The 23282-nt window shown below is 70.5% G+C and carries 23 protein-coding genes and 1 pseudogene; 12 read left to right on the top strand and 12 right to left on the bottom strand.

Annotated elements, in window-relative coordinates; all coding sequences use genetic code 11:
- Nucleotides 1-132: 132 nt before the first annotated feature.
- Nucleotides 133-2034 (top strand): FAD-binding monooxygenase, encoded by a 1902-nt coding sequence (locus AC5RV6_RS05635; RefSeq protein WP_494006293.1) that lies wholly within the window; start codon nucleotides 133-135, stop codon nucleotides 2032-2034.
- An 89-nt stretch (nucleotides 2035-2123) separates the two neighbouring features.
- Here AC5RV6_RS05635 and AC5RV6_RS05630 read toward each other — a convergent pair whose 3' ends face one another.
- Nucleotides 2124-2765: a hypothetical protein gene (locus tag AC5RV6_RS05630; RefSeq protein ID WP_494006292.1), complete on the bottom strand. Its 642-nt coding sequence runs from the start codon at nucleotides 2763-2765 to the stop codon at nucleotides 2124-2126.
- A 64-nt stretch (nucleotides 2766-2829) separates the two neighbouring features.
- Nucleotides 2830-3498, bottom strand: a complete 669-nt coding sequence (locus AC5RV6_RS05625; RefSeq protein WP_494006291.1) for a hypothetical protein — start codon at nucleotides 3496-3498, stop codon at nucleotides 2830-2832.
- A gap of 378 nt (nucleotides 3499-3876) precedes the next feature.
- Here AC5RV6_RS05625 and AC5RV6_RS05620 point away from each other — a divergent pair, with 378 nt between their 5' ends.
- From AC5RV6_RS05620 to AC5RV6_RS05610, 3 genes are all read left to right on the top strand, one after another.
- Nucleotides 3877-4545: a response regulator transcription factor gene (locus AC5RV6_RS05620; protein ID WP_494006290.1), complete on the top strand. Its 669-nt coding sequence runs from the start codon at nucleotides 3877-3879 to the stop codon at nucleotides 4543-4545.
- On the top strand, nucleotides 4542-5789 hold the full coding sequence (locus tag AC5RV6_RS05615) for a sensor histidine kinase (RefSeq protein WP_494006289.1): 1248 nt from the start codon (nucleotides 4542-4544) through the stop codon (nucleotides 5787-5789). Before AC5RV6_RS05620 ends, AC5RV6_RS05615 begins: the two co-directional genes overlap by 4 nt.
- A 71-nt stretch (nucleotides 5790-5860) precedes the next feature.
- The gene (locus AC5RV6_RS05610; RefSeq protein ID WP_494006288.1) at nucleotides 5861-6256 is read left to right on the top strand and encodes a hypothetical protein; all 396 of its coding nucleotides are present in this window, start codon (nucleotides 5861-5863) and stop codon (nucleotides 6254-6256) included.
- A gap of 82 nt (nucleotides 6257-6338) precedes the next feature.
- On the opposite strand, the gene AC5RV6_RS05605 is transcribed toward AC5RV6_RS05610, so the two are convergent.
- From AC5RV6_RS05605 to AC5RV6_RS05595, 3 genes are read right to left on the bottom strand one after another with little or no spacing between them, the layout of a single operon-like run.
- Complete coding sequence (locus AC5RV6_RS05605; protein WP_494006287.1) at nucleotides 6339-7679, bottom strand: MFS transporter; 1341 nt, start codon at nucleotides 7677-7679, stop codon at nucleotides 6339-6341.
- Nucleotides 7680-7689: 10 nt separating this feature from the next.
- On the bottom strand, nucleotides 7690-8682 hold the full coding sequence (locus AC5RV6_RS05600; protein WP_494006286.1) for a PDR/VanB family oxidoreductase: 993 nt from the start codon (nucleotides 8680-8682) through the stop codon (nucleotides 7690-7692).
- A gap of 9 nt (nucleotides 8683-8691) precedes the next feature.
- Nucleotides 8692-9816 carry an aromatic ring-hydroxylating oxygenase subunit alpha gene (locus AC5RV6_RS05595; protein WP_494006285.1) on the bottom strand — a complete coding sequence of 375 codons (1125 nt, stop codon included), beginning with the start codon at nucleotides 9814-9816 and terminating at the stop codon, nucleotides 8692-8694.
- Between the two features lie 219 nt (nucleotides 9817-10035).
- On the opposite strand from AC5RV6_RS05595, the gene AC5RV6_RS05590 reads away from it, so the two are divergent.
- Nucleotides 10036-10635, top strand: a complete 600-nt coding sequence (locus AC5RV6_RS05590) for a PadR family transcriptional regulator (protein ID WP_494006284.1) — start codon at nucleotides 10036-10038, stop codon at nucleotides 10633-10635.
- Here AC5RV6_RS05590 and AC5RV6_RS05585 read toward each other — a convergent pair.
- On the bottom strand, nucleotides 10632-11834 hold the full coding sequence (locus tag AC5RV6_RS05585) for an ROK family protein (RefSeq protein WP_494006283.1): 1203 nt from the start codon (nucleotides 11832-11834) through the stop codon (nucleotides 10632-10634). The two genes, AC5RV6_RS05590 and AC5RV6_RS05585, sit on opposite strands and share 4 nt — an antisense overlap.
- 113 nt (nucleotides 11835-11947) lie before the next feature.
- Between AC5RV6_RS05585 and gap the strand changes: the two genes are divergently transcribed.
- Nucleotides 11948-12955, top strand: a complete 1008-nt coding sequence (gene gap, locus AC5RV6_RS05580) for a type I glyceraldehyde-3-phosphate dehydrogenase (RefSeq protein ID WP_494006282.1) — start codon at nucleotides 11948-11950, stop codon at nucleotides 12953-12955.
- Nucleotides 12956-13097: 142 nt separating this feature from the next.
- Here the strand turns inward: gap and AC5RV6_RS05575 are convergent.
- Both AC5RV6_RS05575 and AC5RV6_RS05570 read right to left on the bottom strand, forming a co-directional pair.
- Nucleotides 13098-14252: pseudogene (locus AC5RV6_RS05575) on the bottom strand (alpha-amylase family glycosyl hydrolase); the annotation flags it as partial.
- Between the two features lie 15 nt (nucleotides 14253-14267).
- Complete coding sequence (locus AC5RV6_RS05570; protein WP_494006281.1) at nucleotides 14268-14459, bottom strand: hypothetical protein; 192 nt, start codon at nucleotides 14457-14459, stop codon at nucleotides 14268-14270.
- 385 nt (nucleotides 14460-14844) lie between these two features.
- Between AC5RV6_RS05570 and AC5RV6_RS05565 the strand changes: the two genes are divergently transcribed.
- The 5 genes from AC5RV6_RS05565 to AC5RV6_RS05545 all read left to right on the top strand — a co-directional run bounded on the left by AC5RV6_RS05565 (nucleotide 14845) and on the right by AC5RV6_RS05545 (nucleotide 18988).
- Nucleotides 14845-15441, top strand: a complete 597-nt coding sequence (locus tag AC5RV6_RS05565; RefSeq protein WP_494006280.1) for an RNA polymerase sigma factor — start codon at nucleotides 14845-14847, stop codon at nucleotides 15439-15441.
- The gene (locus tag AC5RV6_RS05560; RefSeq protein ID WP_494006279.1) at nucleotides 15407-16573 is read left to right on the top strand and encodes a CU044_5270 family protein; all 1167 of its coding nucleotides are present in this window, start codon (nucleotides 15407-15409) and stop codon (nucleotides 16571-16573) included. The genes AC5RV6_RS05565 and AC5RV6_RS05560 overlap by 35 nt, the downstream gene beginning before the upstream one ends.
- A 242-nt stretch (nucleotides 16574-16815) precedes the next feature.
- Complete coding sequence (locus AC5RV6_RS05555) at nucleotides 16816-17307, top strand: DUF2975 domain-containing protein (protein ID WP_494006278.1); 492 nt, start codon at nucleotides 16816-16818, stop codon at nucleotides 17305-17307.
- Nucleotides 17307-17567: a helix-turn-helix domain-containing protein gene (locus AC5RV6_RS05550; protein WP_494006277.1), complete on the top strand. Its 261-nt coding sequence runs from the start codon at nucleotides 17307-17309 to the stop codon at nucleotides 17565-17567. The genes AC5RV6_RS05555 and AC5RV6_RS05550 overlap by 1 nt, the downstream gene beginning before the upstream one ends.
- Before the next feature lie 56 nt (nucleotides 17568-17623).
- Nucleotides 17624-18988, top strand: a complete 1365-nt coding sequence (locus tag AC5RV6_RS05545; RefSeq protein WP_494006276.1) for a cation:dicarboxylate symporter family transporter — start codon at nucleotides 17624-17626, stop codon at nucleotides 18986-18988.
- A 98-nt stretch (nucleotides 18989-19086) separates the two neighbouring features.
- Here the strand turns inward: AC5RV6_RS05545 and AC5RV6_RS05540 are convergent, their stop codons facing one another.
- From AC5RV6_RS05540 to AC5RV6_RS05530, 3 genes are all read right to left on the bottom strand, one after another.
- On the bottom strand, nucleotides 19087-19593 hold the full coding sequence (locus AC5RV6_RS05540) for a hypothetical protein (RefSeq protein ID WP_494006275.1): 507 nt from the start codon (nucleotides 19591-19593) through the stop codon (nucleotides 19087-19089).
- 12 nt (nucleotides 19594-19605) lie between these two features.
- Nucleotides 19606-20934: an LssY C-terminal domain-containing protein gene (locus AC5RV6_RS05535; protein WP_494006274.1), complete on the bottom strand. Its 1329-nt coding sequence runs from the start codon at nucleotides 20932-20934 to the stop codon at nucleotides 19606-19608.
- A gap of 79 nt (nucleotides 20935-21013) precedes the next feature.
- Entirely contained in the window at nucleotides 21014-21373 is a 360-nt protein-coding gene (locus tag AC5RV6_RS05530; RefSeq protein ID WP_494006273.1) for a YciI family protein, read from the bottom strand.
- Nucleotides 21374-21574: 201 nt separating this feature from the next.
- Between AC5RV6_RS05530 and AC5RV6_RS05525 the strand changes: the two genes are divergently transcribed.
- Nucleotides 21575-22687 (top strand): saccharopine dehydrogenase family protein, encoded by a 1113-nt coding sequence (locus AC5RV6_RS05525; RefSeq protein ID WP_494006272.1) that lies wholly within the window; start codon nucleotides 21575-21577, stop codon nucleotides 22685-22687.
- Between the two features lie 76 nt (nucleotides 22688-22763).
- Here the strand turns inward: AC5RV6_RS05525 and AC5RV6_RS05520 are convergent, their stop codons facing one another.
- Nucleotides 22764-23192: a MarR family winged helix-turn-helix transcriptional regulator gene (locus AC5RV6_RS05520; protein ID WP_494006271.1), complete on the bottom strand. Its 429-nt coding sequence runs from the start codon at nucleotides 23190-23192 to the stop codon at nucleotides 22764-22766.
- Between the last annotated feature and the right edge of the window lie 90 nt (nucleotides 23193-23282).

The following is a 23282-nucleotide window of genomic DNA, read 5'->3' as shown; positions in this document are numbered from 1 at the left end:
ACTGCGCGTAACGCATGCGCATCAGTTGTCGCTCGCATGTGAGGCAGCTAACATGAAGCAATAGTCGAACACTGCGTTCGATTATCGAACGCTTGCTACAACGGCAGCCACATGACGAAGTGAGGAAAGTCCGTGCAATTCCACCATCACGGCTACGTGTCCGGGGACCCGCGCATCGAGCCCGCCGCCGGCGTCGGAATCGACCGCCCGGAGGAGCTCCCGGAGGAAGTCGACGTGCTGATCGTCGGCACCGGCCCGGCCGGCATGATCGCCGCCGCGCAGCTGTCCCAGTTCCCGAACGTCACCACCCGGATCGTGGAGCGGCGGCCCGGTCGGCTGGTCATCGGCCAGGCCGACGGCATCCAGGCGCGCAGCGTGGAAACCTTCCAGGCCTTCGGCTTCGCCGAGGAAATCACCGCCGAGGCGTACCGGATCACGGAGATGTGCTTCTGGCGCCCGGACCCCGAGGACCCCTCCCGGATCGTCCGCGCCGGCCGAGCCCTGGACGACCCGGCGGGCATCAGCGAGTTCCCGCACCTGATTGTCAACCAGGCCCGCGTACTGGATTACTTCGCCCGGTTCATGGCCTACTCCCCGGCGCGGATCACCCCGGACTACGGCTACGAGTTCGTCTCCCTGGAGGTCGACGACGCCGCCGAGTACCCGGTCACCGTCACCCTGCTGCACACCGCCGGCCCGCTCGAGGGCACCGAGCGCACGGTGAAGGCCAAGTACGTGGTGGGCGCCGACGGCGCGCGTTCCAAGGTCCGCGCCTCCATCGGGTGCACCCTGGCCGGCGACGCCGCCAACCACGCCTGGGGTGTGATGGACGTCCTCGCCAACACCGATTTCCCGGACATCCGCACGAAGTGCGCCATCCAGTCCTCCAACGGCGGCTCCATCCTGCTCATTCCGCGTGAAGGCGGGCACCTGTTCCGCATGTACGTGGACCTGGGCGAGGTGCCCGAGGACGACAACGGCGCCGTCCGCAAGACCACCATCGAGCAGATCATCGCCAAGGCCAACGGCATCATGGCCCCCTACAGCCTCGACGTGCGGAACGTCGCCTGGCACAGCGTCTACGAGGTGGGCCACCGGCTCACCGACCGGTTCGACGACGTGCTTCCCGAGGACCTCGGCACCCGCACCCCGCGCGTGTTCATCACCGGCGACGCCTGCCACACGCACAGCGCCAAGGCCGGCCAGGGCATGAACGTGTCCATGCAGGACGGCTTCAACATCGGCTGGAAGCTCGGCCACGTGCTGGACGGCCGCAGCCCCGAATCGCTGCTGGCCACCTACTCCGCCGAGCGCCAGGTGGTGGCCAAGAACCTCATCGACTTCGACAAGGAATGGTCGACGCTGATGGCGAAGAAGCCCGAGGAGTTCGAGAACCCCTCGGACCTCGAGGACTTCTACGTGCGCACCGCCGAATTCCCGGCAGGCTTCATGACCGAGTACACCCCGTCCATGCTCATCGCCGAGGCGAAGCACCAGGACCTGGCCGCCGGCTTCCCCATCGGCAAGCGCTTCAAGTCCGCGCCGGTGCTGCGGGTCTCCGACACCAACCCGGTGCACCTGGGCCACCAGCACAAGGCAGACGGCCGCTGGCGGATCTACGTCTTCGCCGACGGCGCCCCCGCCGGCACGCCCGGGGCGGTTACCGAACTGGCGGAATGGCTGGACACCGCCGCGGAGTCTCCGCTGACCGCCACGCCGGCCGGCCTGGACCGGGACGCCTGGTTCGACGTGAAGGTCATCTACCAGCAGGACCACACCGCCATCGACCTCAACGCCGTGCCGGCGGTCTTCAAGCCGCAGGTCGGCCCGTTCCAGCTCACCGACCTGGCCAAGGTCTACGGCACCGATCCCAACGCCGACATCTACGAGGCGCGCGGGCTTTCGCGCGACGGTGTCGTGGTGGTGGTCCGCCCGGACCAGTACGTGGCCAACGTGCTGCCGCTGACGGCCACCGCGGAGCTGGGCGACTTCTTCGCGCCGCTGCTGGCCGGCCGCAAGGCCGGGGCCGTCTAGGACCGCTTCAGCTCCACGCCCGGTTACGCGACCCACACAGGACGACGGCGGCACTCCGGTGCCGCCGTCGTCCTGCGTCTGCCCGGCGCCTAGACGTTGAGCTCCGGGAACCAGAGCACGCTCACGTTGGAACAGCTGCCCCGGAAATAGTCTCGGACCGTCGCAGTGTCCCCGCTCCGTGCAGGGGCGATGACCGTCGCGTCGTAAACCTCGAGGTTGGCCACGTATGCCTGGACGGCGGGCAGCGACGTGAACGTGGCGAGGTGCGCCAGGGCCTCGTCCCGGCCAGTCGCATCGCCGCCGTCCCCGGCCTGGAGGTAGGAGCCTATCCAGGCGCAGAACCAGTAGTAGGCCACGTCGACGTCCTGGTTTCCGTCCTCAATGACGACGTTTCTGCCGTTGGGATTGATCTTGGGATCGGTGCTGGTGAAGTGGCTGGTGTCGAAGTACCAGTCGACGGCGTCCGGCAGGGGCTCCGGGAACTCGGCAATGGCCTCGGCCAGTGCCGCGTCGTAGCAGTCGACCTTGATGCTGGTCATGCCGCCGGGCTCCTGGCGCAGGATCTCTCCTCCGGGGCAGGGCCGCAGCGTCATGGTCGGCTTCGGCGCGGGCCGGGCCTGAAGCTCGGCGATCGCCTGCGCCTCGTTGAGCTCCGCATCGGTCGGTCCGCAGCCGGTGAGGGCGGCCGCCAGCAGGGCCGCGGACAGGGCCGCCGCCGTTCGTCTTTTCATCTGTCCCCCAGAAGCCAGCTCCCTGGAGAATAGATGGGAAAGCCGCCGGCGGGTAGCCGCCGAATCAGCCGCCGAACCCGTGCCGCGCCGGCGGTGGATCTCCCGACCGGTCTGGCCAGAGCGGTCCGGCCTTTGCCGCCGCGGCCAGCAGAGGAGCGACGGCGACACCGGTTACGGTCTCCGGGATGCCTCGATCCAGCCACTGCAGGCCGACCCGGATGCTGCCGGCAGCCGGCAGCGGCCACAGCCAGTAGTCCCGGGCCCAGCGGTCCATGAAGGCCGCGGGCGTGCCCAGGCCCTCCATGACCGGGCCCTCGACCTGGTCCGAGCGGATGTCCTGCACCCGCGCCCACGGCGACTCGTCCAAGGTGGTGACCTTCCGCCCGTCGTCGAACTCCACACCCCAGCGCAGGCCGCCGGCTCGGAGCCGCTCGTCGAGCTGTCCGCGGCCGTGCGCGCGCTCCAGATAGGAGAACACCCGGTTCCTTGCCTGCCGGCCGGAGTCCCGGATGCGCAGGACCAGCCGGAGGCTCAGCCCGTGCGGGAAGCAGCCGGCGCTTTCCAGGAACGCCGCCGTGCTCTCGGAACGGGCGATCTCTGCGTTTAGGGCCACGATCACCGGGCGCTGATGCCAGGTCGGGCCTGTCCACGGCGGGTCCTCCAACCGCGGCAGGTGGTCGTCATCCTCCGCGGCGAAGCCACGCTGCGGTACCGCGGGAAAGAAGGAAGTCACGCTGCTGCCCCCTGGGATCGGCCGTGCCCTGCACTCGTTTGTTGGCTGAGTGTACGCGGGACCCGCCGCGGCCTCTCAGACGGATGGCATCAGTTGAAGGTCAGGTCATCTCTTGTACAGCTGATGTCGCTTTGACCACGCCTAAGCTGCGTTATCTGTACAAAGGATGGACGGGAGGGCGGCAGGGGCAGCGGTATCCAGCGTTATCTGTACAAAGGATGCGCGGGTAATGGGGGCGGCGCTGCCTGAGGTAGACGCTGCATCAGCGGCCGGAGCTGCCTGGGGCCGCCGGGCCAGCGTCAACGAAACCACGGGCCTCCGGGCGCATCCGCGTCCGGGCCATGCCGCCGTCGCCGGAGCCGCTCCTATACTGCAGCAATGGAGGCCCAGCCGCGGATCCTTGTGGTCGAGGATGACCGCCGGCTTGCCCGGATGCTGGCGGAAATCCTGGAGTCCGAGGGCTATGCCGTCACGCTGGCCTTTGACGGGCAGCGGGCCCTGCATGAGGGGCTGACCCGCGAGTTCGACGTGCTGCTGCTGGACCGCGGGCTGCCCGCCGTCGAAGGCCTGGACGTGTTGACCCGGTTGCGCAGCCGCGGCGTGCTTGCCCCGGTGCTGGTGCTCTCGGCCCTGGGCACCCCGGCGGACCGGGTGGAGGGCCTGGACCGCGGGGCCGAGGATTATCTAGCCAAACCGTTCGACGTCGATGAGCTGCTGGCCCGGCTGCGCGCCCTGCGCCGGCGCAGCATCGCGCGGGTGCCGGTGCTGACCGTTCCGGGCGGCTCCTTCGACGCCGCGGGGCGGACGGTCAGCACCGCCGACGGTGCGCAGGTGGTGCTCTCCGAGCGGGAGGCGGCGCTGCTGGAGGAGCTGGCCCGCAATCCCCGCCTGGTCTTCCCGCGCGCGGAGCTGCGGGACCTGGTGTTCCCGGACGCCGACGACGACGGCGTGGTGGACACCTACGTCCACTACCTGCGGCGCAAGCTGGGCCGGCCGGTGATCACCACCGTGCGCGGCGTCGGCTACCGGCTGGGCGCACCGGCATGACCGGCCGGGACCGGTCCGAGCTGCGCCGCGCCGCCGTCCGCCTCTCCCTGCAGTACACGGCGCTGACCGTGGTGCTGCTGTCCCTGGCCGGGCTGCTGGTCTACGCGCTGGCCGCCGCCGGAACCCGGGATGCCACCCGCGACACCCTGGAAACCGCCGTGCAGCTGGACAACGTCCGGGACGCTCCGCTGAACGTGTTCCTGGCCGTCTACGACCGGGGCCGGCTGACGGTCTCCCGTGACATGCCCGGCGGGCTGCCCGTCCAAGAGGCCCTGGCGGAGGTCGCCGCCGGCGGCGGGCCGCGGGAGGACACCGTCGAGGCGGACGGAACCACCTACCAGGTGCTCACCGCCCGTACCGGCCGGGACGTGGTGCAGGCCGCCGTCGACACCCGAGAGGCGCGGCAGGAACTGGAACGGCTGGCCCTGGCCCTGGCGGCGTCGGTCCTGGCCGCCGCCGTGATCGCCGCGGTGTTTTCCGTGCTTGCCGCCCGGGCGGCCATGCGGCCGCTGGCCCGGGCCCTGGAGCTGCAGCGCCGTTTTGTGGCCGACGCCGGCCACGAGCTGCGCACCCCGCTGACCCTGCTCAGCACCCGGGCGCAGCTGCTGCGCCGCCGCCTCGGAGCCCGCGCGGACGGCCCCGCACCGGACCCCGCCCCGGAGTGGCTGGGCACCGGCCTGGACGAGATCGTGGCGGACACCCAGGTACTCACCGGCATCCTGGAGGACCTGCTGGTGTCGGCGGACCCCCGCCGCGCCGGGCCGGCGGAACCGGTGGACCTCGCGGCCCTGGCCCGCCGCGCCGCCGATGCCTTCGGAGCGGAGGCCGCGCGCCGGAGCCTGCAGCTGGCCGTGACCGCGGACGGCGGCCCGCTGGTCGTGCGCGGCAGTCCGGCCGGACTGCAGCGGGTGCTCACCGCGCTGCTGGCCAACGCCGTCGACTATGCCCGTACCCGGATCGAGGTGACCGTGGTGCGGGAGGGCCGGGACGCCGTCGTCCGCGTCACCGACGACGGGCCGGGCCTGCCCGCGGAGCTTCAGGACCGGCTGTTCGACCGGTTCGCTTCGGCCCGGAGCGCGCCCGATACCGGCGGCGGACATGAGCGGCACTACGGGCTGGGCCTGGCGCTCGCCGCCGAGATCACCGCCCGCAGCGGCGGAACTTTGCGCGCGGACTCCCGGCCCGGCGCCGGCGCCTCGCTGGTGGTCCGGCTGCCCCTGGCCGGCCCGCGGGCTGGAAAGTGAGCGCGGTGCGGGTCTAAGAAACCTCCAAGAAACTCCTCCGACGATGGAAGCATCAGAACGATTCAACGGAGGTGAAACCCATCATGCAGGTGGGAGACAAGGCCAAGCGGATCCTCATCTGGACCGGAGCGGGCCTGGGCGGCGTGGCCCTGCTGGCCGGCAGCTTCTTCACCGGAGCGGCCGTGGCCGAGCATGACCGGTGGGAGGACGCGTCCTACTCCCAGGAGGACTTTGACCGGGACGGCGACAGCCCCTTCGCCGACCAGGACGGGGATCAGGACGGCCGCGAGCGGCACCACGGCGGCCCGCGGGACAGGGACGGCGACCGACCCGACGCGCCGGACCGGGATGCCGACGATGACGCGGAGACCGATGCCGAAACGGACGACGGCAACGGCGACGACGGCGGCGAGACCGACGGAAACAACGACGGCGGCGACAGCGACGACGGCGGCGAGCAGTCCTGATCGACCGCTGAGGCCCGCTCACAACCGGGCAGGGCCGGCATCTTCCCGTGGGGAGATGCCGGCCCTGCCGCTTGCGTTCCTGCTAGGCCGGGGTGGTTTCCGCGGCGGCCGGGCGGGCGGCGTCGGTGCCCTGGTGCGGGCGCAGCCGCCACAGGGCCAGCGCGGCCAGCAGAACGACCACCGCGACGCCGATGTACAGGCTGGTCGGCGACCAGCCGGCGTCGAGCAGCGCACCGACCAGGATCGGCGCGAGGATGGCGCCCACCCGCCCGACGCCGATGCCCCAGCCCACGCCGGTGGTCCGCACCGCCGGGGCGTAGGACTGCGGAGCCACCGTGTACAGGCCGGCGATGCAGCCGTTGATCAGCATCCCGACAACCACACCGCTGGAGAAGGCCAGCAGCGGCACCGAGGTGCTGGTGATGAACAGCACCAGCGTCGCCGCGGAGAGCACCGTGAAGGCGATCAGGGTCAGCCGGGCATCCCACTTGGTGGTCAGCGCCCCGTAGAGCAGCGAACCGAAGGTCCCGCCCATGGTGAGCATCAGCCCGCCGATGATGCCCTGCTGCTGGCTCATCCCGGATTCCACCAGCAGGGTGGGGGTCCAGGAGTTCGCGAAGTAGAAGCCGAACATGATCAGGAAGAAGGAGAGCCACAGCAGCAGGCTGGTGGTGCGGTAGCCGGCACCCAGCAGCTGGGCCACGCTGCCCTTCCGGGGGCCGTCGGCGGCGGGCGGCGTGCCCAGGACGATGTCGCCCTGCAGCCGGAGCCGGCGCACGATGCCGGCGAGCTGCTTCTCGGCGTTGGCCGGGCGGCGGGCCCGCAGGTAGTCCACGGATTCGGGGAGCACGACGGCGACCAGCAGGACCGCCGCGACGGTCACGATGCCGCCGGCCAGGAAGACCGACCGCCAGCCGAAGGCAGGGATCAGCTGGGTGGCGCCCATGCCGCCCAGGGTGGCGCCCACCCCGTAGCCGGCGGTATAGATGCTCACCGCCATGCCCCGGTACCGGTCGTTGGAGTATTCGCTGGTCAGCACGGTGACGGTGGCCAGGATGCCGCCGACGCCCAGGCCGGTCACCACCCGCCAGATGCCGAGCTCGAGGGCGGAGTTCGCGGTGGCGGAGAGGAACAGGCCCAGCGCGTTGACGGCCAGCGCCACCAGCAGGATCAGCCGGCGGCCGTACCGGTCCGCGAACGGGCCGAAGGCCAGGGAGCCGGCGGCCATGCCGATCAGGCCGGTGCTCAGCAGCCAGCCCAGCTGGGAGCCGGTGAGCCCGAACTCCTCGGACACGGACGTGGCGGTGAACGCCATGGCCAGCACGTCGTAGCCGTCAAGGGCGTTGAGGAAGGCGGCGATGGCGACGATGCCCCACTGATAGGGCGACATGCTGGAGGTGTCGATCTTCTGTCGGATGTCCATGCGGGACCTTTCAGGAAACGTCAATGGTGACGAGGGCGGGGGAGCCCGGGGAGGCGGAGGGCGCGACGGCGCGGGAGACGCAGCAGCACATCTTGGTGTTGGGTTCCTTCTGCCGGTCCGAATAGAAGACGTCCCGGTGGTCGATCCGGCCCTCGAGGGCCAGGACCTTGACCTGGCAGAGCCCGCACTCGCCCTTCCGGCAGTCGAACATCATGTCCACGCCCTGCCGTTCGAGGGCCTCGAGCATGGATTCGTCCGAATTGACGGTCGCCTCCACGCCGAGGCGGGGGATGCGCACGGTGAACGGCTCGGCGTCGAACCATCCGCTGTTGCCGAAGGTCTCGTAGCGCAGGTTGGTGGGGTCCAGGCCGCGCTCCAGCCAGGCGCGGCGCACGGCGTCCATCAGCCGGATGGGCCCGCACATGTACAGTTCCCCGCCCGCCGGCACGCTGTCCACCAGGGCCTGCACGTCCAGGGAGCTGCCTTCATCGTCGATGTGCGTTTCGAGAAGGGATCCGTGGGCCTGTTCGAGCCGGTCGGCGTAGGCCATCGCGGCGCGGGAACGGGCGGCGTAGACCAGCCGGTAGCTCGCGCCCAGCCGCTGCAGCAGGGCGGCCATGCCGGCGATCGCCGTGATGCCGATCCCCCCGGCCAGCAGCACATAGTGCGGAGCACCCACCCGCAGCGGGAAATTCTGCAGCGGCTGGGTGATCTCCAGGACCTGCCCCGGGACCAGCCGGTGCATGAACACCGAGCCGCCCCGCGAGGTCGGGGTGAGGAAGACGCTGATGGCCAGCTCGGCGCCGTCGGGGCTCGCGTCGACCACCGAGTAGGAGCGGAGGGTCGCCGTTCCGTCGATCAGGACACGGACGTCCACGTGCTCGCCCGGGCGGACCGGGCGCGGCAGCTCGGGGCGCAGGACGATACGGCGGATGCCGGCGGCGACCTCCTGCACCTCCTGCACGACGGCGTTCTGCCAGACCTGTGAATTGGAGTCAGCCATGATCCAGCCTCAGGCCCCCGTGACGGCGTCGGCTGCGGCGTCGGCGGCGGCCAGGCGTCCCTCGGCCTCCAGCGCCCGCTCCAGCATGCGGCGCACCCACATGCCGCCGGCGTCGATGTTCAGGCTGTAGAACTCGTAGTCCGGGTTGGCGTCGATGGCGGCCTGCTGGGCCTGCAGCATCGCCTCATCCTCGCCGAAGACCCCGTGCACGCCGTTGCGCAGCTGCGTGGTGATGAGCTGGCTCTCCAGCCGGTAGTTGCGCATGAAGGCCCAGAAGTAGTGGCAGGAGCGCTCCGTTTCGGGAGTGATCGTGTTCATGACGTACCCGTTGACGCCGCGGGAGCGGTCGCCCTCCGGCGCGCCGGTGCCGGCTTCCGCGACCCCCACGTCGATGCAGATGGTGGAGGGGAAGTAGTAGTGGATGATCTGCCAGCGGTCGACCTTGCCTTCAAAGCCCGGGAACTTGTCCCGCATGTTCTTCAGCCAGAAGGGCGGCGCGTCGATGTTGTGCATCCAGCGGGTGACGGTCACCGAGTTCTCGTCGTGGGTGACCTCGAACTCGGATTCGCTGAGCTCCTCCTGGCCGATCGAGGAGCTGTGCACGAACTCCTCGTGGGTGAGGTCCATCAGGTTGTCCAGCACCAGCTGGTAGTTGCAGGGGGCGTGGATGGTCTCGCCGTCGCCGGCCCATTCGGTGCTGCCGAGCTGGTGCATGTCGGGCACGAGGGTGGGGTCGGCGAGGGTGGGGTCGCCCAGCCAGACCCAGACGTACCGGTAGCGCTCCACCACCGGGAACGAGGGCACCGTGGCGGAGGGGTTGAGCGTCTCCTGCGCGGGCATGCCGGTGCAGCGGCCGGCGGAGTTGTAGCGGAGCCCGTGATAGGGGCACTGGATTTCATCACGGCCCACCAGCTTGCCCATGGACAGCGGTGCCAGCCGGTGCCAGCAGGCGTCGGCGAGGGCCACGGGATTGCCTTCCGCCGTGCGGTACAGGGCCAGCGGGCGGCCGGCAACCTTCCGCGCCAGGATGCCCTTTCCCGTGACTTCGTGGTCCCAGGCCGCCACATACCAGGCGTTAAGCGGATGGGAGAGGAGTTTGGCGGTGGTGGTGCTCTTGGTGGCGGGAACAGTCATGGCGGGTCCTCTGCAGCGCTGGGTGATGGTAGCTAACCAACTACCTATATCGATAGTTAGTCGGTGAGATAGCTCACATGCTAGCCAGCGGAGGGGGCGGCGGCAAGCGTTACGTCCGGGCGGGCCGTCTTCGCCGTCCCCGTCCCGGGCTGAAGGTGTCGCCGGAGCCCGGCTAGGCTCTTGGAGGAATACCGACGTGTGTGGAGGGGCGAGGGCCGGTTGAGTCTACGAATGGCATTACTTGCGCTGCTGTCATCCGGTCCCATGACCGGGTACGACGTCGGCAAGCAGTTCAGCGCCTCCGTCGGCCATGTCTGGCACGCCCCGGATTCGCAGATCTATCCGGAGATGCGCCGGCTGAATGCGGAAGGGCTGCTCTCAGCACGCCCGGTGCCCTGGGGCTCCCGGGGTGCGACCAAGACGGAATATGCGCTCACCGCCGAGGGCGAGGAGGAACTGCGCCGCTGGCAGGAACGGCCGCCGACGTACGTCCGCGAACGGGACCCGGCCCGGCTGCGGGCAGCCTACTTCGAGTGGGCCCCGCCGGGCGCCGCCGCCGCGCAGCTGCGGGCGCACATCGCCCATCACGAGGAGCAGCGGCTGCAGACGCTGCGGGTCATCGACGAGCTGCAGCGCCGCACCCAGCCCACCCTGGCCCGCCGCCTCAGCCGCTATCCGGAGCAGGAGCAGGAACGGATCGTTGCCTTCAAGGTCTTCGCGTACGAGGGCCAGCTGGCCCGGGTGGAACAGGAGATCGCCTGGGCGAAGCGCGGGCTGGAGCTGCTGGACACGCTGGGCGGGCCCGAGGCCGGTTCCTAGGTTCCGGGGCGCGGCACCAGCTCCAGCATGTGTGCCTGCACGTAGTCCAGGGCCAGCCGCACCGCGCCGGTGGGCACCAGCAGCTCGCCCATGTCCGAGACGGCCACCCGCGGCGGCTCCGGCACGTACCGGCCCAGCTCCTCGGTCATCGCCGGCAGCAGCGCGGTGGCGGAGGCAGCGACGGCGCCGCCGATCACGATCAGTTTCGGGTCGAAGAAGGTGCTGACCAGCGCCAGCACCCGGGCCATCCGGCGGGCGATCCGGTCCAGGATCTCCGCCGCCACCGGGTCACCGGCCGCGGCGGCCTCGAACACGAACCGCGCCGACGCCCGGTCGGAGTCCGGCCCGACCAGGGCCCGGATCCTCCCGTTGTGCCCGTCCCGCAGCGCGGCGCTGCCCCAGAGGCGGGCCAGCTTGGCGATGCCGTCCTCGTTGCCCACGCCCTCCACGAGCTCCAGTCCGCCCATCGCGCCGGTGCCGCCGCGGGCGCCGTGCAGCAGACGTCCGTTTTCGATGATGCCGCTGCCCAGGCGCTCGCCGGCGAGGATCACGGCGAGGTTGTCCTCCCCGGCGCCCACCCCGCGCCAGCGCTCGGCCAGGGCGGCGAGCTTCGCATCGTTCTCCACCAGCAGCGGCCAGCCCCGGACTTCGCTGAAGGCTTCGGTCAGGCCCAGGTCGAACAGCTCGGCAGCCTCCTGTTCCGGGGCCACCGTGCCGTCCGCGGTGACCTGCGCGGCGAGGCCGAGCCCCGCGCACAGCACCGCCTCGGCCGAGACCGAGGCGTCCGCCAGTGCCGCGTCGACCGCATCGGTGACCACCCGGCGTCGGGCCTCCGGCTGCCCGCCGTGGCGGGGAAAGCGGGCCTCGGCACCGCCGACGACGGCGCCGGCCAGGTCGGCGACCAGCACGCGGACGGTGGCGATGCCGACGTCGAGCCCCAGCACGTAGCCGGCGTTTTCGTTGAACTCGAAACGGCGCGCGGGCCTGCCCTTCTGTCCGCCGGTGCGCGGCGAGTCCGCCTCGCGGGCCCAGCCGCGGCGGATCAGGTCGTCGCAGACCGCGATCACGGTGGCGCGGGTGAGTCCCGTGGCTGCGATCAGGTCGCTGCCGGTGGCCGACGGCACGGCACGCAGCACATCCAGGACGGCGCGCAGATTGGTGCGCCGCAGCAGCTGCGGAGTGCTGGCGGAGGAGTCCATGAGATGCGTCCCTTTGACGTGTGGCGGCAATAACAGCATAATTATAGGAGGTACTAAATATAGGTTCTAAATTATTAGCTGGATTACGAACCCACAGTCTCGAGGAGGCCCCAGTGACGGTACGCGTCGGCATCAACGGTTTTGGTCGTATTGGCCGCAACTACCTGCGGGCGGCCCTGCAGCACGGTGAAGGATTCGAGGTCGTGGCGATCAACGACCTCGCCGATCCCGAGCAGCTGGCCCACCTGCTCAAGTACGACTCCGTCGCCGGGCGGCTGGCTGAAAGGGTCAGCGTCGAGGACGGCGACCTGCGGGTCGGCGAGCACACCATCAAGGTCTTCGCGGAGCGCGATCCGGGCAGCCTGCCCTGGGCCGAGCTCAGCGTGGACATCGTCATCGAGTCCACCGGTTTCTTCACCAAGGCCGAGGACGCGGAGAAGCACATCTCCGCCGGCGCCAAGAAGGTCCTGATCTCCGCCCCGGCCAAGGGCGACGTGTTCACCGTGGTGATGGGCGTAAATGAGGGCGACTACGACGCCGAAAAGCACAACATCATCTCCAACGCCTCCTGCACCACCAACTGCCTGGGCCCGGTGGCCAAGGTCCTCAACGACGCCTTAGGCATCGAGCGCGGCCTGATGACCACCGTGCACGCCTACACCGCGGACCAGAACCTGCAGGACGGCCCGCACCGGGACCTGCGCCGCGCCCGCGCCGCCGCCCTGAACATGGTGCCCACCTCCACCGGCGCCGCCAAGGCCATCGGCAAGGTGCTGCCGGAGCTGGAGGGCAAGCTGGACGGTTTCGCCATCCGGGTTCCGGTCCCCACCGGTTCGGCCACCGACCTGACCGTCACCCTGGAGAAGGAAGCCACGGTCGAGGAGATCAACGCCGCCTACGCCAAGGCCGCGCAGGATCCCCGCTGGGCCGGCATCCTCACCTACACCGAGGATCCGATTGTCTCCTCCGACATCGTGGGCGACCCCGCCTCCGCCATCTTCGACGCCGGCCTGACCCGCGTGATGGGCAACCAGGTCAAGGTCGTTGCCTGGTACGACAACGAGTGGGGCTACTCCAACCGCCTGGTCGACCTGACCGGACTGGTCGCCGCCAAGCTCTAAGGCGACACCGCACTCTTTCGCAACGCGTACGACGGCGCCGCCGGACTTCCAGAGTCCGGCGGCGCCGTCGTTTGTGCTGTCCGAGCGGTGCGGTGCCCGGCGTTAAGAGGTTGGGCGGGCCGGCAGGGGCGGGCCGGCGGTATCAGCCCAGCACCGCCCAGCCGCGGGCCGGCAGCTGCGCGGTCCCACGTTCCGGGCCCAGGTCGGCGACCCCCGCCAGAATGTCCCTGCTGCCTCCCGCGGGAACGGTGGCGGGAGCATGGGCGAGATTGAGGACGACGACGAGCGTCGACGCGCCGTCGTCCGCCGCGTTCCCGGCCGTCCCGGACCCGTCCGGTGGACTCACCCGATAGGCGAGGACCTCGTTGGACCGCTCGAGTACCTCGGTGCGGGCCGTGTGCAGCCAAGGATTCCGGCGGCGCAGGCCGATCAGCTGCCGGTGCAGCTCAAACACCGGTGCCCCGACCGGGGAGAACTCCTCGGGCGCGGCAGGGAAGCGGGGCCGGATGTCGTCGTCGCCGCCGGCCCGGTCCTCCTTGATCCCGCGGTAACCCTGCTCATCACCGTAGTAGACGGCCGGGGTCCCGCCGACGGTCAGCAGGATCACCAGCGCGTGCGCCACCAGGGCCGGATCCTCCAGCCTGCTGGCGATCCGGGTGACATCGTGGTTGCCGATAAACGTCCAGGTCACGAACGTGTCCAGGAACGTGTTGTGCCGCTCCAGTGCGGCGGTCAGCTCCCAGAAGTTCGCGTCGTTGAGCGAACTCCAGACGGCCTTCCACAGCTCGTACTGGGTCGCCGAGTCCAGGGCGCCGGCCTGCACTTCGGCGGCGTAATCGCCGTGGATGTACTCGCCCACGAAGTAGGCGTCCGGGTGGGAACGGCGGACCCGGCCGGTCACCTCCGCCCAGAACGCCGCCGGCACCGCATAGGCGGCGTCCAGCCGCCAGCCGTCCGCGCCGCGGTCCAGCCAGTAATCCATCACCTCGACGACGAAATCCGCCACCGCCGGTTCTGCGTGGTTCAGTGCCACCAGGTGGTGGTGGCCCTCGAAGTCCCGGTAGCCGGGTTCGGTGCCCGGGCCGGCTTCGGCGGGCCAGGTGAGGTCGAACCAGGCGGCGGTGCCGGCGTCGGGTCCCTCGGTCAGGACCCGTTGAAATGGCTCGAAGGAGCGGCCGACGTGGTTGAACACGCCGTCGAGCAGGATCCGCAGGCCGCGCCGATGCGCCTCGGCGACCAGCCGGTCGAAATCCTCCTCGGTGCCCAGCCGCGGATCGATGCGGAAGTAGTCGGTGGTGTCGTAGCCGTGCGTTTAGGCGGCGAAGATCGGGCCGAGGGCCAGGCCGGAAGCGCCAAGCTCGACGACGTAGTCCAGCCAGGGCAGCAGTTCCAGCAGCCGGTGTGCGCGGGCCGGCTCGGACACGGCCTGCTGCTCAGCACCGGTGAAGCCCAGCGGATACACCTGCCACCAGATCGCGTGCTGCACCCAGTCGGGTTCGTGCATATCTGCCATGCCTTTCGCCGCCGGTACCGAGGGCGGGGGACCTGATCGGACGCCGCCCGTTCCGGCTCCAGTCTGCTGGAGGGCCGCGGTGATGGCCAAACCTTCCGGTGTGCAGCGCCGAGGCCGGTGCGACATCCTGGGCCGCTGCCCTCCACATTGCGGCGCTTCCCTCCACTTTGACCGTTTCCTCCGGCTCTGCCTGGAGGAAACGGTCAAAGCGGAGGAGCCGAGTGCCAAGTGGAGGGCTGGCGGCGGGTAGGTTGGCCGGGGGGTGCGAGAGCCGCAGGAAGGCCTGAGCCCGTTGGAAACGACCTCGGAGCAGCCACGGCGAAAAGAAAATGGGGGCAAACCGTGAACCTTTGCCGGTGAACGGGCATTACAGGGTGTGAACACAGACAAAGAGCTGGTGGAACGGTCGCGCTGGGGCCCGGCCGTTTTTGGGGAACTCTACGACCGGCATGCGCCGGACATCTACCGGTACGCCGCCCGGCGGGCCGGTGACTTCGCCGCCGAGGACGTGATGGCGGAGACCTTCCTGATCGCCTTCGAGCGCCGCGGCAGCTTCGAGGGCCCGGACGAAGCCGTGCGGCCCTGGCTGTTCGGCATCGCGACCAACCTGCTGCGCCGGCACCACCGCGCCGAGTCGCGGATGCTGCGGGCGCTGGCCCGCAGCAGCGGTCGGACCGAGACCGCCGACGGGCTGGACCTGGTGGACGCGCGGGCCGACGCCGACGGCGCTCGGACCCGGATCGGTCAGGCTCTGGTGGCGCTGCCGGTCATCGACCGAGAGGCGATCCTGCTCTACGCCTGGGCGGACCTCACTTATGAGGGCATCGCCACCGCGACCGGGGTGCCGATCGGCACCGTGCGCTCGCGCATCAACCGCGCCCGGCGGAAGCTCCGGGCTGACCTCGGCTTCACCCTCCTGGATGAAATGGACAGTGATCATGGACGAACTACACCTGCTCCGCGCCACGCGTAACACCGCCGAAACCGTTCCCCCCGCCGTCCTCGCCGCCGGCCGCGAACGGCTCATGAAGAAAGCCGCCGAGGAAGAGCGCCGCTCCCTGGCTCTGGTGGCAACCGAGTCCGACGCCGGCTTTGCCGGCTCGGGTGGATCCCACAGCTCGGGCGGGTCCGGCGGTGCCGGACATGGCGGGGGCCGGGTGCTGCGGCCCCGCCGGCCCTGGCGGCGGGTGCTGGCTGCGTCCGCTGCCGCTGCGGCCATCGTCGCCTCGGTGGTGACCTTCGACGTCGTCGGCTCCGGCGACAAGCCCGGTGCGACGGCGGAGGCCGCCGAGGTGCTCAACGCCGCGGCGGCAACGACAATCGAGGCCTCCGACCCGGTGGTGGGTCCGGGGCAGTACCTTCTGGTCGAGACCGAAGCAGTGAATGCCGTGTTCACCAGCGCGGCCTCCGGCGAGGAATTCGCCTGGTTGGAAAGCCAGGCTCGGCAGCTCTACGTCCCTGCGGATCGAAGCGCGGAATGGGTGATGCGCATCGAATACGGAGGGCCCGTCCAGTTCTTCGACGAGGCATCCCGGAAGGAGGCCGAACGCCAGGCCGCCGATCGGGCAGCGGCCGGGGAGGCGCTGGAACCCGAGGTGTGGCGGGGGCCGGGCGGGAGATGGCAGTACCCGCACAGTGATCCCAATCCGGCGTCGGGGCCGCGCATACTCGGCAACACGCCGCTGGAGGACGCGATCGCCACCGCTCCCCGCGACCCCAAGGCGCTGCTGGAGATGATCTACGACTATCAGCGCGACCAGGGCAAGGGTGATGCCCCGCACGAGGAAGCCTTTATCACGATCGCGGATACCCTCCGCGAAGGCGTCATCGTTCCCGCGGACCTGAGGGCCGCCCTGTACGAAGCGGCGGCGCTGATCCCGGGCCTGACCGTCGTGGACGAGCAGGCCACGCTGGACGGCCGCACCGGTGTGTCGCTCGGCATGCCCAGCAGCCGCTACGAGGCCCGGCAGGAGATCATCATTGACCCGGCTACGGGCCAAATGATCGGCGAACGGAATGTCTGGCTGGAGGATGTTGACGGTATCCCGGCCGGAACGTTCACCGGGACCGCCGTGACCACCTCCGTGGTGGACTCGGCGCCCTGACCGGCGGCGGGTCCCGGTCCCCGCGACGGATGGCCAGCAGCCTGCCGGCCCACCGGATTCCCTCCGGTTCGTGTCTGCCGCTCCGGTTAGTCCGGTTTCCTCCACTGCGCAGTGGAGTAAACCGGACAAACCGGAGGGATCCGGACGAAACGGGGCGACGCAGGGAGGCGGTTTCCTCAGCACCTTGCGCTACCTCTCGATATTCGATAGATATGGGCCGTTACCCGATCAAAGGAGGAGCCATGGGACGGCTCACGATCCTCACCCTGCACGTCCTGCTGGCCCTGGTGCTCGCCGGAACGGTCTTCGTCCAGGCGGTCATGGTCCCGCTGCTGGGCACCGATCTCGCGGAAGCGGGTGCCGGCGTCGTCCGCATCCCGATCCTCGTCATCGTGCTGCTGGGCATCGTCTGCTTCCAGCTCACGCTGATCTGCGTGTGGCGGCTGCTGACCATGGCCCGCCGCGGCACGGTCTTCTCCCATGACGCCTTCCGCTGGGTGGACCTCATCATCGGCGCCGTGGCGGCCGCCGCGGTGCTGCTGGTGGCCCTCGGCGTCGTGCTGGCGCCGGGCGAGGCCGTGGCGCCGGGCATCGTCCTGCTGATTGGGGGAGCGGCGGTGACGGCCGCCGCCGTCGCCCTGGTGGTGCTGGTGATGCGCACGCTGCTGGCCCAGGCGGTGGCGCGCGACGCCGAGGCGCGCCACCTGCGCAGCGAGCTCGACGAGGTGATCTGATGCCGATCGTCGTGGACATCGACGTCATGCTCGCCCGGCGCAAGATGCCGGTGGGCGTGCTGGCCGAGCGCATCGGCATCACCCCGGCCAATCTGGCCGTGCTGAAGAACGGCCGCGCGAAGGCCGTGCGCTTCACTACCCTTGAAGCGCTCTGCGAGGTGCTGGACTGCCAGCCCGGAGACCTTCTGCGCTGGGAGCCCGACGACGACGGCGGGCAGGGCCCCGCCCGCTCCGGCGAAACGGCCGCCCGGGAACGGTAAAGGGAACGTTTCCCGCGGGAAACGCGTCGGAAACCGCCGCTGCCTAGCGTGGCGTCATGAGTCTCGTACAAACCCGCCCGCGGTCCCGCTGGTACACGTCCCTGTTCATGCAGCTGCTGGCGGCCGTCGTGCTCGGCGTCCTCGTGGGCACGCTGTGGCCCGAGGTCGGGGCCGCCTTCAAAGTGCTCGGCGACGGGTTCATCCGGCTGATCAAGATGATCATCGCGCCGCTGATCTTCCTGGTCATCGTCACCGGCATCGCCCACATCAGCGACGTCAAGGCAGTGGGTCGGGTAGGGGTCAAGGCCCTGGCGTACTTCCTGGCCGCCTCCAGCTTCGCCCTGCTGTTCGGGATGGTCGTGGCGAACCTCGTCCAGCCCGGAGCCGGCCTGAACATCGATCCGGACTCGCTGGAAACCACGGAACTCGAGGCCAAGACCTCGGCGGAGGTGGCCTCGCCGTCGGAGTTCCTCCTCAACGTCATCCCGGTCAGCATCTTCGATGCCCTGGCCAGCAACTCCCTGCTGCAGGTGCTCTTCTTCGCCGTCTTCTTCGGCGCCGCGGCCGTGGTGCTCGGACGCGAGACCTGCGAGCCGGTGCTGCGGGTCATGGAGGCCACCCTGGAAATCATCTTCAAGGTGATGGGCTGGATCATGCGCCTGGCACCCATCGGCGCATTCGGGGCGATGGCCTTCATCATCGGCGAATACGGGCTGGCGACGCTCGGCACCTACGCCAAGCTGATCGCCGCCTGCTACGGCGCCGCCCTGCTGTTCATCGGCATCCTGTTCGTGATCGCCCGCGTGTTCGCCGATGTTCCGCTGTGGCAGTTCATCAAATACACCCGGGAGGAGTTCCTGCTCGCCCTGGGCACGGCCTCCACGGAGTCGGTGATGCCCCGGATCATGACCAAGCTGACCAACGCCGGCTGCTCCCGGGCCACCACCGGCCTGGTGGTGCCGACCGGGTACTCCTTCAACCTCGACGGCGCGGCGATCTACCTGTCCATCTCGGTCGTCTTCCTGGCCCAGGCGTTCAACATCGACCTCAGCCTGGAACAGCAGGTGGCGGCCCTGGGCGTGCTGCTGCTGACCTCCAAGGGCATGGCCGGGGTTCCCGGCTCGTCCTTCCTGGCCCTGTCGGCGACGGCGGCCGCGCTCGGCCTCTTCCCGGTCGCCGGCGTGGCCCTGCTGCTGGGCGCGGACCGGCTCATGGACTCGATGCGGGTGGTGGTGAACCTGCTGGGCAACTGCGTCGCCACCTTCGTGGTGGCCCGGTGGGAGGGCCAGCTGGACCGGCAGGCGATGCTCGCCGCGTTCACCGCCACCGGCCCGGCGGAGGGCCATGGTCACGACGACGACGGCGGCGCCCCGGCTGCCGACGAGGTCACCGGCGTGCCGGCCCCGTCCACGGCGCGGTGACAACCGTGCCGGGCAAAGACGGGGCCCGGTAAGCCCGCATCCCGGCAGGTCCGAGCCCGGCAGGCCCCCGCCCCGGTACGTCCGGGGCGGTCCGGGCCCTAGTCCCGGGGCTTCCGGCGGCCCGACTCCGAAGCATCCCCCACGACATCCAGGGCCAGTGAGACGGCGGCTGCTCCCGCCGCCATCCAGCGGCGGGGATGGCGGAGGCCGTAGCCGGCCAGCCGGCGTTCGATGTCAGCGTCCACCTTCAGGAAGCCGGCCTGCAGCGCGGTGATGATCACCGCCGCCGTCACCGACACCAGGGCACGCGCGGCGAGGGCTTTTCGGGGTTCGCGTTCCGCGCCGTCGGCATCGGTCCCGGGTGCCGGTGCCGGGGCTGCGGCTGCCGGTCCTGCCGGGAACCCGGCGGCCGGTGCTCCGGCCTTCCCGTCGCTCTTCCGCCCCGGCCGGGTGGCCCAGAGGACGCCACCGGCAACTGCCGCTCCGGGCAGCCAGACATAGGCGCGGCGGACGGCGGGTCGCCAGTCGGCGGGGCGGAGCAGGGTCAGCGCACCGGATGCGGCGGCGGTGGCGAGGGAGACAACGGGCGGAGGCAGAGACATCATCGGACCAGCCTACTAAGGCCGCCTCAAGTCCGGACGTGCCTGCACCGGACTTCCGGTCCCGCGGTGGAGCGCGTAAAGGCGCGCCTGTCGGCTGGACAGGGCCAGGATCAGCAGCACGTCCAGGGAGTAGCCGGCCAGGTTGGTCTCCAGCGACACCGCCGGCCCGCCCGCGGACACCGCGGTGATCTGCCCGAGAATCGCCGCCGCGCTCAGCGACATGGCCGCCAGCCGCGCCGCGTTGCCGCCGCGGAGGATGCCGACGCCGAGCGCCGCCTCCACGCACGCGAAGGCCACCAAAGCGAGTCCGATGATGGTGTTGGCACTGCCCAGGTCCGCGACGTCCTGCCCCCCGCCCAGCAGGAAGGAACGCCACGGCCCGGCATCGGGCTGCACCAGGAACGCCCACGCCACCACCAGCGCCGCAGCGGCGCGCAGGAACACCAAAGCGGCGCCCACCGAGGTCTGCAGCGGCCGGCGCGGTACGGCTGCGGCCGCCGGCGCGACGGCGCGGCCCGGCAGGGCGGGAACGCGGCCGACGTCGAGGATCGGCAGGTCCCCGTCCGTGACGAACGAATCGCCGCCGCCGTTGCGGGAGTGGTACCCGGTGGAGAAGTCACGGATCACGTCCACCGTGATCTGCGGGCAGGCGCCGGTCAGCGAGGACACCACGTGGTCCCGCTCCCGGTCGATGTCCGCCCCGATCCGGTGCGTGACCTGCAGGGTGAAGAAGGACAGGCCGACGGCGCTGTCGTACTCGGCTGCGGCCAGCCAGTCCACCGAAGTGCCGCCGGGCAGCCTCCAGCCCTCCGGGCAGCGCCAGAACCGGATGTGGTGGCGGCGGCGCGGATCGCCGTCGAGCTCCTGCTGGTAGGCGAAGTCCTGCTGCCGGTCGAACAGGAACAGCGGGCTGACCGGGGCCTGCGGGTAGCTGCGGTGCAGCAGGCTGGCGGTGACGATGCGTCGGCTGCTCTGCAGCGTCACCGGGTCCGCGGAGGTCCAGCCGGCCTTCGCCAGCGCCGTCCGCAGCGGGCCCTCGCCGCCGCGGAAGGCCAGGTTCACCGCGTCGCCGAACAAGCCGTCGCTGGTGCGGGTACGGCCCATGAAGTAGTCGGGAATGTAGATGCGGGTCAGGATCCGGTGCAGCCGGGGCAGCACCAGGTAGGCCAGCGCCGCCCAGAACAGCAGGAGGAACCAGAGATGCCGCCAGCTCAGGCTTTCCTCCAGCAGCAGGACCGCGAACCAGCCGGCGGCCACGCCGCCGAAGACGAAGAACGCCCGGTCCAGCACGGTGGCGGGCCCGATGCGCGGCCGCCTGAGGGCCCCGGCACGCATGCGTTCCATGGACCCACCCTTGACGGTGCGGTGACGGCGGTCAACCCTGCCGGGGGTGAATCAGCGGCAGGGGCCCGGACCGGTCAGCCTATTGTCCGTTCTCCTGCCGGGCGACGGGGCGCACCTCGACCGGGGCATCGGCGGCGAGCAGGGCGCAGGCCTCGACCAGGCCCTCCGGGTCCTCCGTCTGCACCAGATAGAAGCCGCTGAGCTGTTCCGCCGCATCCGTGGGCGGCCCGTCCGTCACCCTCGGGCGCCCGTCCACCATCCGGACGGTCCGTGCGGAACGGGAATGCTGCAGCTCGGCGCCGCCGGTGACTACGTGGCCGCCTGCCTCCAGGCGGCGGCCAAACTCCTCGTGCCGGTCATAGACCGCCTGCCGGCCGGCGTCGTCCAGCCGCTCCCAGGCGTCTTCGTCATCGGGCAGCAGAATCATGTATTCGTCCATCTCGCGTCCATTCGTCGAGTTCCGAAGGGAAGGTTCCGGCAGCCGGTGCCGCCGCTTTACCAGCAGTCTGGCACCGGGTGCGGCCACTGCACAGGGCGGTCAGTAACAGGCGCTGGACGCCGTTTCAGGCACCGCAGGGGCGGAGACGGCGACGGCGGCATATAGTCGGCGCAGATGGAAGCAGCCCGGCGAGGAGGCAGCATGAGCGGACAAGTGGTTGTGCTCGGCGCGACCGGATACACCGGCGGGCTGGTCCTGGACGCACTGCTGGCCCGCGGGATCCGGCCGCTGATTGTCGGACGAAGGGCCCCCGCGCTGGACGCGCTGGCCAAGGAACGGGGCGGGCTGTCCACGGCGGTTGCTGACGCCGGCGACCGGGCCGCGGTCCGCGGACTCCTGCGCCACGGTGACGTCCTCATCAGCACCGTGGGTCCCTTCGAGCGGTTCGGGCTGCCGGTCGCCGCTGCAGCAGCCGAGGCCGGCGCACGCTATCTGGACACCACCGGAGAAGTGGGCTTCATCCGCACCCTGCAGCAGCGGTACGCCGCGACGGCAGCCAGGACCGGCGCGGTCCTGCTGCCCGCTTTTGGCTACGACTATGTGCCGGGGATCCTTGCCGGCGCGCTCGCCGCGCGACAGGCGGGCGACGCCGGGCGGGTCCTCGACGTCGGCTATTTCGTCACCGGCGCAACCCGGAACGGGCTCAGCCAGGGCACCCGGGTCACTCTGCGCGACGGGCTGACCCTGCCCTCCCTCCGCTGGCTGCGCGGGGAGTTCGTCCAGGAGCGGACGGCCGGCCGGGTGCACCGCTTTCCGACGGCGGACGGGCGCACCAAATCCGCCGTCCTGGCGTCCGGCAGCGAGGTTCTTTTCCTTCCCGCCCGGTTCCCGAACCTGAACACGGTCACCGTCTGGAACGGCTGGTTTCCTTCCCTGGGCCGGCCGGTCAGTGCCCTGCTGGCGCTGCCGCAGGCGGCCGCCCGCACGGCCGCCCGCACGGCCGGCGGCCGCCGGGCCCTGGAGGTCCTGACCCGCCCGCTGATCGGCCGGCCCGGCGGTCCGGACGCCGCCGAACGGGCCCGGACCCGCACCCAGGTGGTGGCGACAGTGGCCGACGCCGCCGGCGCAACGCTCGCCGCCGTGCAGTTGGAAGGGCCGGGTACGTACAGCCTTACCGCAGAACTCGTCGCATGGGCAGCGCAGCAGCTGCGGGACCGGAACGACGTGGAGCCCGGAGTTCTGGGTCCGGTGGAGGCCTTCGGCCTGGAGGGGCTGCGCGAGGGCTGCGCGGGGATCGGCCTGGCCCCGGTCTAGGCGGCACCGGGGTCCGCCTCACGGCAGGTGCACACGCTGCCGCCTGCCGCAGTCGTAGTGATGGTGCCGTGCCGGCTCAGCCGATGCGTTCGAGCGCGGTCCGCACTGTGTGCAGGGCCGCGGCGTCGATCCGATCGAAGAACAGCTCACGCACCTGGGCGATGTGCTCCGGCAGCACCTTGTCCAGCAGCGCCCGTCCCTCGGCGGTGAGGGTCATCCGGACCGCGCGGTCGTCATGGGGATCGGCGACCCGGGCGACCAGGCCCCGCGACTCCAGCTGCTTTGCCTGGTAGGTCAGCCCGCCCTTCGAGACGACCAGGGCCCTGGCCAGCTCGCCCATGCCGATTCCCTCCGGTTCGGCACGGAGCTGGGCCAGCACCGTGAACTGCACCTCGGTCAGCCCGTAGGGCTTCAGATGGCCGGTGACGGCCCGCTGAAGGAGGTCCCCGGCCCGCCGCAGCGCGAAGTAGGCGGCAAGTTCCTCGGCGGTGAGGGCAGCAACCACGTTCTCCACTCCTATTGTTCGAATTCAAAACACCTGTTAGTGTCCAACTTGTTCAAGTTCAAACGATAACAGGCGTCGCGGCGCCGGACA

The sequence above is a fragment of the Arthrobacter saudimassiliensis genome, assembly GCF_059090665.1.
This window is presented reverse-complemented; position numbering and strand designations above follow the sequence as displayed.